A 13,226-nucleotide genomic window follows, 5' to 3' on the forward strand; every position below is an offset into this window, starting at 1 on the left:
AACACATGTTAGGATGCTTTTTTTGCTGCTTTAGTTTTCAGTAATCGTTTCTTTTGGATGGAACCAAACAACATTCTTATCGAAAAATGACACTAAGTCGTTTGATAAGTACAAGATGTACGTGAAGAATAACACCCAGTTAGAACCACCTTGCATTGCTGTAATCCCCCATAAAGTAATTGAGACAATACTTTGGATAAACCAGAAGTAATAACTTTCTTTAAAACGTAACGTTGTCAATAACGCACCGGTAAAGCCAACTGAAGCGGCAATACTATCAATCAATGGTCGTGGACTGTCTGTCATATGACTTTCCCAGAGATATAACAATCCTACTGAAGCAGCGAAGAATAATAACGTTAATCCCCAGTTACGCAGGCCCTTGCCGCGACTGGCAAGACCCCGGACTTTTTTATCGACGTTTTGCGCCCAATCTGGCATTAATAAGACCGGGATGTCTAACATAATAATGTAGACCGTTTGTAATAACATATCATTATAGTTTTTAGCGTTATAAGCAACAATAATGTAGATTAACGCAGAAATAATCCCAAAAACACCATTTAAGGGTTTGGTATTGGTAATACTAATCGTACATGTAAAGCCTAGCATACCTGCTAACATCGTTAAAAATGACACACCGGTCATGGGACCACCAGAAATCGTGGCTGCCAAAATAAAACCTAAACCAAACATTAACAGACCATAACTACTAGTCGTCCACCCTTTCATTTGTTGAATATACCACTTTGGATTAAAAACACTAGCAATTGCGCGACTATCTTGCATTGAACTGAAACCCTCTTTATATTAAATTAGTTATCTATTTGGATTGTCAACACCATTTCCTATATATTGGTGTACAAATCGAATTAACAACACTATATATAGTACGCGCAGATTTTTTAAATTTAAACTCTTGTATTTAATTCAAATTATGGTAGTTCTCAATGGACGATTTTTAAGATGCCCATTAGTCCGCTAATGCAAGCGCTGAACTAGGCCAATTAAAAAAATGGTTTAAGCCTGGTAAATTGTTTTGGCGGCGTTCATTGCTGACCAAGCTTTTGCCCAGCCGACATAAAAGGCTAGATGTGTGATGACTTCAACAATTTCGGCCTCAGTAATGCCGTTATCCTTGCCAATCTTTAGGTGTGCTGGTAATTGTTCGAAATTACCACCAGAAATTAATGCGCTAATTGTAATTAAGCTTCGTTGATGCGCTGGTAATTCTGATTCTCTTGACCAGACTTGTCCAAATAAAACATCATCATTTAATTCAGCGAACTTAGGCGCAAAATCGCCCAATAAATCGCGACCTGCTGTTTGTTTTTTTGCCATTTTAAAAAGCTCCTTTTAGTTTTCTAATGCGTCGTAATCAATATCAGAAACGGCTTCTAGCCATTCCGGTGTCCCAGCTGTGATTGCGACGTGGCTAAACCAACTATCCTTAGTGGCACCATGCCAATGCTTAATACCGTCTTTAGTGACAATCACATCACCAGGCACCAAATGTTGCGCTGCTTCACCAGCTTCTTGATACCAGCCTTCACCACCAGTAACTAATAAAATTTGATAGCCATCATGATGAATGTGCCAGTTGTTACGACAGCCTGGTTCAAACGTGACATTTCCGACACCCACATTGACGTCTGGTTCGTTAACTAGCATGGATAAATAACTTTGCCCAACAAAGACGTCTTGGTAAGCGACATTCGGTTCGCCCACTGTAAATAATTGTTCTGTTTTCAATTGTTCATTTTTGACCATTTTAATAACCTCACTTTTTTATGATTCAAATCGTTGTAAATAAGTTTCGAAACTTTCTGATTGATCTATTGAATGGTCCAATTTGCCATCATACCAATCAATTTTGCGGCCCATAATCGCCAAGTTCGCTTGCAGTTCAGCGACTTCAGCTTCAGCCCGTGCTTTAACCTGCTGCAATAATGCCTTACGCGCCTCAATTGTCGAATCTCCTTGCGCCCGTAGCTTAACATAGTTTTGTAGCTCATTGATCCGCATTCCGGTGCCTTTTAGGTGGAGGATAAAACCAACCCATTTAACATCGGCTAACGTGTAATAGCGTAGCCCAGCTGGATCCCGTTGCGGTTTAATTAAGCCTTGTTCCTCATAATAACGTAACGTGTAGGTTGATAATCCTACTAAGGCTGCAAATTCACCAATTTTATACTGTTTTTCTGCCAAAATAGCCCCCTCCTTTGTTTCAGTAATTGTAGAATACACCTTCTAGTGAACTATAAGGCAAGCTTATTTTTAAATCATATTTCAATTTTGCACAATTTAAAAGTAATCGGTTGAAGTATCACAAGACGTAGTTTATAATAATTATAAAGTAATAAAGGTTATTGGAGGCTTCATTGTGACTAAGAAATTATCTCTTGCTCAAAAAATTAATGTTATGCGGGCCAGTGTGATGGGTGCCAACGACGGCATTCTTTCCGTTGCTGGTATTGTAATTGGGGTTGCCGGTGCCACTAGCGATCACTTCGCCATTTTTATCTCAGGGATTGCCGGTATGTTAGCCGGTACTATCTCAATGGCAATGGGCGAATACGTTTCGGTCAGCACGCAAAAAGATGCGCAAGAAATGGCAATTTTCAATACACAACTCAATCTCAAAAGTAATTATGAATCACAAAGCGCCTTTGTCCGTCAAAAATACATTAAAACGGGTATTGCCCCAGAATTAGCGACGAAAGCCACCCAAGAAATGATGACGGCTGACCCACTAACCACTGTTATCCGAGAAAAATACGGCTTTTTACCCAACGCTTTCACGAATCCTTATGCCGCTGCGATTGCCTCATTTATTTCATTTCCGATTGGCTCTATTTTGCCACTAGCAGCCATTACCCTTTTCCCTAATCGTATTAGCGTTATCGCAACTATCATCGCGGTGATGATTGCCCTCGCCATTACTGGTTATAGTGCCGCTGCCCTCGGTAAAGCCAATCGGCCCAAAGCCATTATTAGAAACGTTATCTCTGGTTTATTAACAATGATTGTCACTTACGCAATTGGAACGCTGTTCAAACAATAAACGCTTGCCTAACTGATTTTTAAAACACACAATTATTTTTTCTCGAAAGGATCCTTTGCTATGTCGATTTCAAAAACAACTGCCCCTTCAGTTGAAAAGCCCCACCAAACAATGGAAGAAAAAATGAATACATTACGGGCTGGGGTTTTAGGTTCCAATGACGGGATTTTAACCGTCGTTGGCGTACTTTTTAGTGTTGCCGCCGCCACAACTAATAATTTCACGATTTTTATCGCTGGCTTAGCAGACCTACTAGCCTGTGCCTTTTCAATGGCGGCTGGCGAATATGCCTCCGTCAGTTCTCAAAGTGACACTGAAAAAGCCGCCGTTGCTATTGAACAGCAACGCTTAATCCATGATAAGGAAGGCCAAATCCAAGAAGTACAAGCCTTCTACGAATCAAAAGGCGTTACCCCCGAAACCTCACTAGCGATTGCTAAAGATCTCATGTCAAAAAAGCCTTTGGCCACCATTGTTAATGTTAAATACGATTTAGAACTCGGCCATTATATGAATCCTTGGGCTGCCGCCTTTGCTTCTCTCTTCTCTGCAGCCTTCGGTGGTGTTTTCCCATTATTCGCCATGATTATTCTCCCTGAAGCTTACAAAATGACGGGGACCATCATCGCCGTTACTGTGGCGGTTTCGATTACAGCTTATATCAGTGCTAAACTGGGTGACGGCAAGGTCAAAGTTTCAATTATTCGGAACATTCTAATCGGCCTAGTCACCATGGCCATTCACTACGGTATCGGCCAACTTTTCTAACTTTAAATAACTAAAAAAGCCTCGGCACAAAAGTGATTTTTGTGCCAAGGCTTTTTTTAATGATCAATTTTTGTTATCAGAAACCGGGCAATCTTTTCATGACCGGCATCATTGGGATGCAAGCTGTCAAGACTAAGAGTCTCTGCTTGCTGCGCATTGGCAAAGGATAGTGTCTCTTCGTTAAAGAGACTGATATGCACAATCCCTAATAATTCGGTGACTTGGACAATTGCGTTTTCGTAATCGGTTTGTCGATAGCCACTTTGATTGATGGTCGGGAAAAAATCGGTGCCAATCTGGACATGCGATATAAAATAAACCGTTGCTTGCGGATAATGTTTACTAATCTGACCAAGCATTTGTTGCAATGCGCCATAAAAAGTCACGGTTGTTTGGTCACCAAGTTGGCCTAACGGGACATCACGACCAAAATCATTAATGCCAGCATAGATTAATAATAAATCTGTATCAGTGGGAATCAGCTGCCAGCGGTTGACCATTGGATCATATGGTTGGGCAACTGTCGAACCTGAAATACCGAGATTAGTCGTCTTAGGAATCGCTAACCAAGCCGCCAACCATTGGTAATACCATTGATGCGCATAGTGGTTTCGTTGATCAGTGATACTATCCCCTAAAACCGTTAAATGTTGATACTGTCTCACCTGTCATTCACTCCTATTGCCGAATAATCAATTAACTGCCAGTCATTGCTTGGCCAATATGCCATCGCTTGTAACGTTTTTAGCGTCTCCAGCTCAAGCAGACGGTTAGTGGTTAAGCTACTTTTTTGCCTTAAAGCACTAGATAAATACCCGACATGACTTAAAATAACCGGTAACACCGCTTGGTCAACTAACGATAACTGGTGGCGAATATCAGCGGGTGTTAAGTATGGCCCTTGTTGCGCCGTGATTAATGCGCCAGTCGTTTTAACCGCACTCTGTTGCCACAGATCTTGATAGGCTGTTCGCTGTTTTTGCGGTAACTTAGTGACTTCATGACGTAGCGGCACCTGATAAGTCTCAGCCAATTCAAGTACTAGTGCATAAATGGCAGGCGTTAAAGTAGCGATAAAATGATGAGAAGTCAGATGAGTCAATTTTAAACCGCTCGCTAAAAAGCAATCGATCTGAGCTTGAAATTCACGTCTGACCTCGTTGAGATCAAGTTCTTGCGCACGTGCTTGTAAATTGGCATAGCTCGCCAGTCGGCCAGTTGTCGTCACCAAACTGGGGATCCTTTGTGGCTCACAAATTGGCACATCCTTATCAAGGACCAGATGCAGGCCCATCCCCTGAATCCCATTTTGCTGGGCCAAGACAGCACTCGCTACAAAATCTGGTGACGTGACTTGCGCATTAGTTGCTGAGAGCAGCCCGCGCTTTAATCCCAATATAATCGCGCGTGAAATCGGGACAGTCATCCCGAAATCATCGGATTCAATAATAATTGCGCGCATATGACACCTTATTCCGCCATTAAATCGAACTGACCGATGACACTGTCCGTCGTCACTACAGCTGGTAGTGGTTCGGCTGGTGTAAACACCGCATTACTGCTGACGACCATAATTGTATTGGCTTTATCCGCGGCTTTTAGTTGTGCCCAGTCGATTGTCACCAGTGGTTCGCCGGCTTTTACTTTAAAATCAGCTTCCACATGCATCTCAAACGGTGCGCCTTGTAATTCAACCGTATCAATTCCCATATGAATCAAGACTTCAACACCTTGTTTCGTTTTAATCAAGATCGCATGTTTGGTTGGGAAGATTGAACTAACCACGCCATCGACTGGCGCATTAATCGTATTGGTCATTTCGTCCGGTACGATGGCAAAACCATCACCCACTGCTTTACTAGCAAAGACTTCGTCTGTTACTTTTTCGAGGGGTAAATAGTGACCCGTAACCGGCGCAGTTAGTTGGCCCGCCGGTGCTTTTTTCATAAATTTAAACATCATTTTAATCCTCTTTTCATTCAAGTTCTAACATAACGGCTTCATATGGACGTAATGTGATTTTGTCAGCCGTTAATTGTTGGTCTGGATAATTACTCATCATCACCGCTTTAACGTCCGCGTTAGCGCGTTGTTGTGTTTGATCTGTAAAGTTTGCGATCACACGCACTTTTTTATGATCTAATTGGCGTTGATAAGTATAAACCGCTTCATCTTCTGGTGCCAATAATTGATACTGGCCTTCAATGAGGACTGGTTCAGTCTTACGCAGCGCTACTAGCTGTTGGTAAAAGGCAAAGACGCTGTCAGGGGCTTGGGCTTTAGTTGCCACCGAATAGTCATCCGCAACAACCGGTTGCAACCAAGGTGTGCCAGTTGTAAAACCGTGATTGGCTGTCAGATCCCATTGCATTGGAATCCGACAATTTTCACGCGATTTTTGTTGCAAGATTTGGATCGCCAATGCTTCACTAATACCATCAGCTAACATTTGGTGATACGCATTAACCGATTCAGCGTCTTGATATTGATCAATCGAAGTGAAATTAGCGTTCTTCATCGCAATTTCTTCCCCTTGATAAATATACGGTGTGCCTTGTAATCCAAATTCAACTAATGCCAGTAACTTAGCGGATTGATCCCGATATTGACCATCGTCTAAAAAGCGTGAAATTGCCCGAGGTTGATCGTGATTTGACCAGAACAAGGCGTTCCAGCCACCGCCCGCTGCCATTTCAGTTTGCCATTGACTTAAAATCCGCTTCAAATCAGATAACCGGTATTGCCCTAATGTCCACTTTTTACCACCCGTATAATCCACTTTGACGTGATGGAAGGTAAACGCCATCGAGAGTTCTTCGCGTTCTGGATTCGTATACCGAATCGCTTCTGAGACGGGGGTTGATGATAATTCACCAACTGTCACAAAGTTGTTAGGCCCAAAGACGCGTTCGTACATTTCATGAATATATTCATGGACGTGCGGCCCATTGGTATAAAAGTTACGGCCATCATCACTTGGTGTCGCAAAGGTATCGTTAGGAAAATCTTTATCCTTCGAGATGTTATTGATAACGTCTAGTCGTAAACCATCAATTCCTAAATCAGCCCAAAATTGCATCATTTGATAGATTTCTTCACGTAATTGCGGGTTGCGCCAGTTTAAATCAGGCATCCGCTTCTCGTATAAATGCAAGTAATACTGATCTAACGCGGGGACATACTCCCAAGCACTACCACTAAATTTAGATAACCAATTGTTCGGTTCATGACCATCAACAGGATCACGCCATAGATAATAATCGTGATAAGGATTGTCCTTGCCCTTCAAACTTTCTTGGAACCAACGGTGTTGATCTGAAGTATGGTTGACCACCATATCCATCATAATTTTAATCCCGCGTTGATGGGCCTCTTTCAAGAGACGTTCAAAATCAGTTAAGTCCCCAAAAATCGGATCGATTTGATAGTAGTCCGCGATATCATACCCATTGTCGCGACCTGGCGAGACATACATCGGTGTTAGCCAAATTAATTCAATTCCCAAGTCTTGTAAATAATCTAAACGTTGGATAATGCCATTGATATCACCGATGCCATCCCCATTTGAATCTTGAAAACTCCGTGGATAAATTTGATAAACTGTTGCTTTTTGCCACCATTTCATATGACTCTCTCCTATGCTGTTACTTTTTTAGTCGTACCTGGTTTTTGTGGTTTAGCCATTCCTTGGCCTTCTTGCATTTGGTCGTTGTAACCCCAAACATAAGTGACGATGAATGGCACAATTGTTGCAACCGCTGAAGCGGCAATGAAAATCCAGAGGTTTGATAAATCTGCTGGGTGTTTGGGATCCAAGAATGATGCAAAGCCAATCCATGAACCAGCAAAACCGAACATATTACCATGCAATAAGCCGCTGACAAAACCACCAGCTGCGGAACCGATTAACCCAGAGATGAAAACTCGTTTGTATTTCAAGTTAATCCCATAAATAGCGGGTTCTGTTACCCCACAGAAAGCTGAAATGGCACCAGCAAATGATAATTCTTTTAAAGCTGTTTTTCGAGTCTTAATCGCCACTGCTAATACAGCAGCCCCTTGGGCAACCATCGTCGTACTTAAAATTGCGTTTAAATAACTGTGTCCGGAAGTGGCCACGTCGTTGGCAATGATTGGTAAAATCCCCCAATGAAGCCCGAAGATAACAAGCACTTGATAGAAGCCACCGATTAATAAACCGGATAACCAACCACTCTTTAAGAGTAAGAATTGAATCCCAAAGGCTAAACCGTTTGATAACCAAATAATTGCTGGACCTGTAATATAAAGTGTAATAGCTGCAACAACGGCAATAACAATTAGTGGTGTAAAGATAATTTGTAAGTAGCCTGGCAACCAACTCTTAACCCATTTTGTTAATCTAGCAACCAACCAGGCTGCTAAAATCATTGGAAAAATTGAATACGTATAGTTCACCATTGGGAAGTTTAACGAACCAATCTCAAGAAGTGATTTACCGTTTAAAGCGACTAATGATGGGTGGACTAAAACGCCCCCGATAACCGCGGTTAAGACCGGATCGCCTTTTAATTTTTTAGCGGCTGTAAAACCAACTAACATTGGTAAGAAGTAAAAGACAGCATCGCCCATTGCACTTAAAATAATATAGAATTCACTCTTTTGACTCACTAACGCGCCTAGTTGTGGCATCGTTAACATTGCTAATACGCCTTTTAAAATCCCGCCGGCAGCTAAGATTCCGACAATAGGACTCATGGCACCGGTGATCACACCAATTAATTGACTAAAAGCGTCCTTCACCCGTCCCCATGGGGTTAGGTTCTGTTTTCTTTTGGTGGTTGCCACTACTTGGGCTGTTTCCTCTTCGTCAGCAAACTCAGAACCAATTTCAGCAATTACGGCATCATAAACCGCTGTCACCTGATTGCCAATCACCACTTGATATTGACCGGATGCTTTTTGCACATTAATGACGCCATCCAAAGCTTTGATTGTTTCGGTTTGTGCTTTTGATTCATCTTTTAAATAAAACCGAAGCCGTGTAATACAATGAATTAAACTATCGATATTTTCTTTGCCCCCGACACCGGCAACGATTGCTTTTGCGAGTTGTGAATAATCTTTTTGTGCCATGTTAAATCCTCCCTTAATTTCTTTTTGTAAAAGCGCTTTCTGTTATGAACTCATATTACAACATGTATAGACAAGTTGTCAACGAACTTTTTTAAACCGTTTACAAATCCTACTTGCAACTTTCGTCATTAATTTATATGATGGAACTAATCAAACGATTGAGGTTTAGTTTATGTCGAAAAAATACGAAACAATCTACCGTGAATTGGTCCATAAAATTACAAACCAAGTCTATCCAGCCAATTCATTTTTACCGAGTGAAAATGAACTCGCGACAGCTTATGGTACTTCGCGCGAAACAGTCCGCAAGGCGCTTGCTAGTCTTTTAGAAAATGGCTTTATTCATAAGATTAAAGGCAAGGGGTCTTTAGTCCTAGACTTTGATAAATACGCCTTCCCAATTTCTGGCCTAACCAGTTACCGTGAGTTGGATAATCTCTTTGATATGCATACACAAACGACTGTCTTACAACTCAAAAAAGCCAATGTCCCCCAAGCATCCTTCCATCTAGATTCCACTGAGATTCTTCCTGCAACATACATTCAGCGATTACGAACGGTTAATGGTGAGCCAATTGTCATCGATAGTGACTACGTTTTAACCAGTGTCGTCCCCGAAATATCCCGCGCAGTCGCCCAAGATTCGCTTTATCACTATTTCGAACAAGAACTCGGGCTCAAAATTGGTTACGGCAATAAGGAGTTCACTGTTGTGCCAGCAACTGAAGAACAATGCGCCATTTTAAAATTAGCGCCTAATAGTGCCGTCGTTAGCGTCAAGGGGATCACGCATCTCCAAGATAATACATTAATTCAGTTTACAGAATCGATTCACCGCGCGGATAAGTTTAAATTTATAGAACATGCCCGTCGCCAATCAATCTAATATCAAAAAAAGAAAGTTAGTCGACATACTCAGGGTGTCAGCTAACTTTCTTTTTTATTAACCACTCTTAGAAATAGGCTCAGCTTTTAAAGTGCCAATGTGATTGAGCAATTGATTGATCTTATAACACTGTCGCTTTTGAATCTGCCGATTAGTCTCAAGTTTAGCCAATAATTGGGCCCCATCATGTTGGCCAATTGCTGCGATTAAATCTTCGGCTGCCTGTACATAATGATCAATGACGATGCGTAATTGTGTATGCACTTCAGAAAATTCAGAAGGTGGCTCGATACAATGCACTTGTTCGACAAATCGCTTTAGCGCTGCTAAATTCTTAATTGAATATCGACTTAATAATTGTAGATTTTCACCCACTAGCTTTTTCCCACGCGTGATATTCTTACTAGTTTGCGTATATTCACTAAAAACTGTTTCAAAAACAATAAATTGTTCTAAAAACCGATTCCATTGAATCACATAATCTTCAGCTGATAATTGGATGTGTTGATTTCGCATTCGCTAGTCGCCTCCTAAATAAAATTCTTATCGTTAATATAACTATATAGTATGTATAGTCATTCCGTCAATTATAGTGCACTTTTTCACATTGCTTGCTATTTATTAAGACTTGAAATAAAAAAAGTGCAATTAACAAAATATTTTGTTAATTGCACTTTTTCATTAGATCGCTATTCAGCGCTTAATAACTATTTTCTGCCAGTTAGCAACTAAGCCCCAAATACATAATGTTACTAAACTAATTATCTGGCCGATTAATAAGCCTGGTGCATAATATCGTAATTGCACGTCATTAGTACCTTTTTTTAATGGCAATGCCAACATATTAGCCATTACTTTCTTAGGTTTAACCGTATGATGATTGATTTTCGCATGCCACCCCGCATCATATGGGAGACTTAAATAAAGTAACTGACCTGCTGATTGGCTATCAATTCGGCCTTCAACGTGCCCGTTATCCCGCCATAAAGCGGTTGTCATTAACTTTTGATGACTAAGTTGCCTAATCGCTTGATCAAAGCGCTTTTGATTAAGGGTTGCAACTTGGAAATGACTTATTTTTTGGCGTTTGGGGCTAATCACGGTTAATCTCAGTGGTTGCCCTCTATGCGAATCTTCCAACGGTATAATTGCGGCACTATTAACTTTAATGGGTGTTTTTTTCTTACGGCCGTTCACCCAAAGCTTAATCTGGGTTAAATCCTGATGCGGTAAATATAGATAAGTCGGGCCTTTGGTATCACTTGGTACCTCTAACGTATAGCGATAGCGCTGGGCCTTAACCTCCTCGCGAACCGTATCGACCTGATGAATCTTATAAAACGGCTTGTCAGTATTTACCATTGCTTGTAACAGGCGATCTTGATTATCAAATGGCCGATGCTTTTTCAAAGTGACATCTGCTAAATCAGCATTAACTGCAAAGCCTAAGCCGAGGGTTTGATGACGTTGGATAATTGTTTGCCCTTTTTTTTGCTGTAAATCATAACGATTCGCAAACAATAAATCAGTAATGGCTGTATGCCCGACCCCATTAATGCGACGGACATTCTTACTGTAAAAGCCGAGATCTACTAACATGCTACGCATTTGTTCATCTAAAGTTGACGAATAATTATTCAATGTATATTGACCAAATAACAAAGCATCATTATAACCATAATACGGTTCTCGATAGGCTGATTTTAATAAAATTGACTGATTATTAACCCGATAAAAATCGTGATCAGCTTGACTCAGGCGTTTATAAACACTTGCTTGACGCTGATATTGTTGCGCATATTGTTTTTGATAACCTAAGGGTATTTTTTGCGTCATCAATTGAAAATTGGTCACTAATTCGCTAAAGGACACCAACGCTACACTAATCATCACTAATTTTTGATAACGTTGTCGCGCTTGCCCCCAATAATAAAATAATAACCCGAGAAATATTGTATAGCCACTTAATAATAACCAAGACTGTTGCGCAATCTGAGGATATTGGCTACTGTGTAATTTCAACTGGCCCATTACCAATAAGCCGCCGATTAAAATGATAGTCCCGACTTTGGCTCTTTTATTTTGCCCTCGTACTAAACTTGCCTCGTAAGCAAGCTTAATTAAGACAAATGAAAATAAATAAGCATTCCGATATGGAAAACCTTCTGGCTGCTGAAACATATGCCAAACCGTATTAAAAGTGGTTACCCAAAAACTAAGTGCTAAACTAAGCACCAAAAAGCCATTCGCATACTTCGCTTGTTTCCTAATTTGTGGCAAGGTAAAATATAAAACTGCAAATAACAACCCTAGCGTCCCAACAAAAAGCGTTGGTTCATGCGTTAGTCGCTGGGTATAATGACTACCGCCTACTTGAAATTGGGTCAGTACTTCCCAGCCAAACTGTGGGGTGGGGTAAAAACTAGTCATCGCAATCGTCTTTTTACCTGTCTTTAACATCCCTAATAACGCTGGGACCAAAATAATAGCACTCAGACCCCCAACAATTAGCGAGGACCAAATAAATTGCCAGATCACCCGTGCTTGTTGCTTCATTAATTGCAGCCATGTTTGCTGTGGTTGTCGTTGCTTAATCACGAGACTAATCATATATAAAACAGCAAATAAACATGTCATATAACCCAAATAATAATTGGTCAAGATTGAAACTGTCAAAGTCACAATGTAAAGCGTTGGTTTTTTTACTGAGAACAAGCGCTCGAGGCCAATGACAATCAACGGTACTAAGATTAAGGCATCTAACCACATGAGGTTATAAAAATTCATTGCTACAAAACCACACAAGCTATATGCGGTTGAAAAAATCAATGCCGAATAATGGTAAGATGTCGTCCGTGTTCTCAGGAAATAACTCATCGTCACCCCCATCGTACAAATCTTAAGGGCAATTACATAGCTAATCATTACTGGTAATTGACTATTAGAACCCAAAAGCAGCAATAGATTAAATGGACTAATTAAGTAATAGGCTGCTAAGGGCACTAAATTACCACCCAGTGATAATGAAAATGAATAAGCACTAAAATTAAAATGGGCCACCTGACGTTTAAATTCTGCCAAAAATGGCATGTACTGTGTTCCTAAATCGCTGAATAGTAAGTTATGATTGCCAAAAGGCACCAAACCCATCATTGCAAAGCCGATTAATAACAACACCAACGGCAATCCGAAACTAAGTCCATAATAACTGAGGGCCTGTTTATATTTTGTTTGCATCAACTTTCAATCCTCTCTTATCTGAAAACCAATCTAAGCATAGCATGCCACTTAGTTAAAATGCCATAAAACAAGTGCACTGATTTAGTGGTTATTTTTCAAACAAAAAAGCAGACTTCTACCTAATTTATGAAGGTACCAGTCTGCTTTTTAATT

General features: G+C 40.6%; 14 protein-coding genes. 3 read left to right on the forward strand and 11 right to left on the reverse strand.

Features of this window, described 5'->3' with window-relative positions; translation table 11 throughout:
• Positions 1 to 30: 30 nt before the first annotated feature.
• From C0213_06690 to C0213_06705, 4 genes are all read right to left on the reverse strand, one after another.
• Positions 31 to 789, reverse strand: coding sequence for a nicotinamide mononucleotide transporter (locus C0213_06690; GenBank protein AUX12115.1), 759 nt, complete (start codon positions 787 to 789; stop codon positions 31 to 33).
• Between the two features lie 231 nt (positions 790 to 1,020).
• Positions 1,021 to 1,341, reverse strand: coding sequence for a 4-carboxymuconolactone decarboxylase (locus C0213_06695; protein ID AUX12116.1), 321 nt, complete (start codon positions 1,339 to 1,341; stop codon positions 1,021 to 1,023).
• Positions 1,342 to 1,356: 15 nt separating this feature from the next.
• Positions 1,357 to 1,770 carry a cupin domain-containing protein gene (locus tag C0213_06700; protein AUX12117.1) on the reverse strand — a complete coding sequence of 138 codons (414 nt, stop codon included), beginning with the start codon at positions 1,768 to 1,770 and terminating at the stop codon, positions 1,357 to 1,359.
• 18 nt (positions 1,771 to 1,788) lie between these two features.
• A complete protein-coding gene (locus C0213_06705) occupies positions 1,789 to 2,208 on the reverse strand; it encodes a MerR family transcriptional regulator (GenBank protein AUX12118.1) in 420 nt (139 codons plus the stop codon).
• Positions 2,209 to 2,383: 175 nt separating this feature from the next.
• Between C0213_06705 and C0213_06710 the strand changes: the two genes are divergently transcribed.
• Positions 2,384 to 3,064, forward strand: a complete 681-nt coding sequence (locus tag C0213_06710) for a hypothetical protein (GenBank protein AUX12119.1) — start codon at positions 2,384 to 2,386, stop codon at positions 3,062 to 3,064.
• A 60-nt stretch (positions 3,065 to 3,124) separates the two neighbouring features.
• On the forward strand, positions 3,125 to 3,832 hold the full coding sequence (locus C0213_06715; GenBank protein ID AUX12120.1) for a hypothetical protein: 708 nt from the start codon (positions 3,125 to 3,127) through the stop codon (positions 3,830 to 3,832).
• A 56-nt stretch (positions 3,833 to 3,888) separates the two neighbouring features.
• Here C0213_06715 and C0213_06720 read toward each other — a convergent pair whose 3' ends face one another.
• From C0213_06720 to C0213_06740, 5 genes are read right to left on the reverse strand one after another with little or no spacing between them, the layout of a single operon-like run.
• A complete protein-coding gene (locus C0213_06720) occupies positions 3,889 to 4,497 on the reverse strand; it encodes an SGNH/GDSL hydrolase family protein (GenBank protein AUX12121.1) in 609 nt (202 codons plus the stop codon).
• Positions 4,494 to 5,294 (reverse strand): hypothetical protein, encoded by an 801-nt coding sequence (locus C0213_06725; GenBank protein AUX12122.1) that lies wholly within the window; start codon positions 5,292 to 5,294, stop codon positions 4,494 to 4,496. Before C0213_06725 ends, C0213_06720 begins: the two co-directional genes overlap by 4 nt.
• 8 nt (positions 5,295 to 5,302) lie before the next feature.
• On the reverse strand, positions 5,303 to 5,779 hold the full coding sequence (locus tag C0213_06730) for a PTS glucose transporter subunit IIA (protein AUX12822.1): 477 nt from the start codon (positions 5,777 to 5,779) through the stop codon (positions 5,303 to 5,305).
• Positions 5,780 to 5,807: 28 nt separating this feature from the next.
• Complete coding sequence (locus C0213_06735) at positions 5,808 to 7,457, reverse strand: alpha,alpha-phosphotrehalase (GenBank protein ID AUX12123.1); 1,650 nt, start codon at positions 7,455 to 7,457, stop codon at positions 5,808 to 5,810.
• 11 nt (positions 7,458 to 7,468) lie between these two features.
• Complete coding sequence (locus C0213_06740) at positions 7,469 to 8,947, reverse strand: PTS glucose transporter subunit IIBC (GenBank protein AUX12124.1); 1,479 nt, start codon at positions 8,945 to 8,947, stop codon at positions 7,469 to 7,471.
• Positions 8,948 to 9,119: 172 nt separating this feature from the next.
• Here C0213_06740 and treR point away from each other — a divergent pair, with 172 nt between their 5' ends.
• Positions 9,120 to 9,833 carry a trehalose operon repressor gene (gene treR / locus C0213_06745; GenBank protein AUX12125.1) on the forward strand — a complete coding sequence of 238 codons (714 nt, stop codon included), beginning with the start codon at positions 9,120 to 9,122 and terminating at the stop codon, positions 9,831 to 9,833.
• 57 nt (positions 9,834 to 9,890) lie between these two features.
• Here treR and C0213_06750 read toward each other — a convergent pair whose 3' ends face one another.
• Both C0213_06750 and C0213_06755 read right to left on the reverse strand, forming a co-directional pair.
• Positions 9,891 to 10,349, reverse strand: a complete 459-nt coding sequence (locus tag C0213_06750; GenBank protein AUX12126.1) for a hypothetical protein — start codon at positions 10,347 to 10,349, stop codon at positions 9,891 to 9,893.
• Between the two features lie 177 nt (positions 10,350 to 10,526).
• The gene (locus C0213_06755) at positions 10,527 to 13,070 is read right to left on the reverse strand and encodes a hypothetical protein (protein AUX12127.1); all 2,544 of its coding nucleotides are present in this window, start codon (positions 13,068 to 13,070) and stop codon (positions 10,527 to 10,529) included.
• Between the last annotated feature and the right edge of the window lie 156 nt (positions 13,071 to 13,226).

Origin of the sequence: Latilactobacillus sakei (genome assembly GCA_002953655.1) — a bacterium.
Classification (GTDB): domain Bacteria; phylum Bacillota; class Bacilli; order Lactobacillales; family Lactobacillaceae; genus Latilactobacillus; species Latilactobacillus sakei_A.

What these genes read in the sequence shown, in the direction of transcription:
- C0213_06690 (AUX12115.1), bottom strand. Translation starts at nt 789, where the DNA reads ATGCAAGATAGTCGCGCAATTGCTAGTGTTTTTAATCCAAAGTGGTAT.
- C0213_06695 (AUX12116.1), bottom strand. Translation starts at nt 1,341, where the DNA reads ATGGCAAAAAAACAAACAGCAGGTCGCGATTTATTGGGCGATTTTGCG.
- C0213_06700 (AUX12117.1), bottom strand. Translation starts at nt 1,770, where the DNA reads ATGGTCAAAAATGAACAATTGAAAACAGAACAATTATTTACAGTGGGC.
- C0213_06715 (AUX12120.1), top strand. Translation starts at nt 3,125, where the DNA reads ATGTCGATTTCAAAAACAACTGCCCCTTCAGTTGAAAAGCCCCACCAA.
- C0213_06725 (AUX12122.1), bottom strand. Translation starts at nt 5,294, where the DNA reads ATGCGCGCAATTATTATTGAATCCGATGATTTCGGGATGACTGTCCCG.
- C0213_06730 (AUX12822.1), bottom strand. Translation starts at nt 5,779, where the DNA reads ATGAAAAAAGCACCGGCGGGCCAACTAACTGCGCCGGTTACGGGTCAC.
- C0213_06735 (AUX12123.1), bottom strand. Translation starts at nt 7,457, where the DNA reads ATGAAATGGTGGCAAAAAGCAACAGTTTATCAAATTTATCCACGGAGT.
- C0213_06740 (AUX12124.1), bottom strand. Translation starts at nt 8,947, where the DNA reads ATGGCACAAAAAGATTATTCACAACTCGCAAAAGCAATCGTTGCCGGT.
- treR (AUX12125.1), top strand. Translation starts at nt 9,120, where the DNA reads ATGTCGAAAAAATACGAAACAATCTACCGTGAATTGGTCCATAAAATT.
- C0213_06750 (AUX12126.1), bottom strand. Translation starts at nt 10,349, where the DNA reads ATGCGAAATCAACACATCCAATTATCAGCTGAAGATTATGTGATTCAA.
- C0213_06755 (AUX12127.1), bottom strand. Translation starts at nt 13,070, where the DNA reads ATGCAAACAAAATATAAACAGGCCCTCAGTTATTATGGACTTAGTTTC.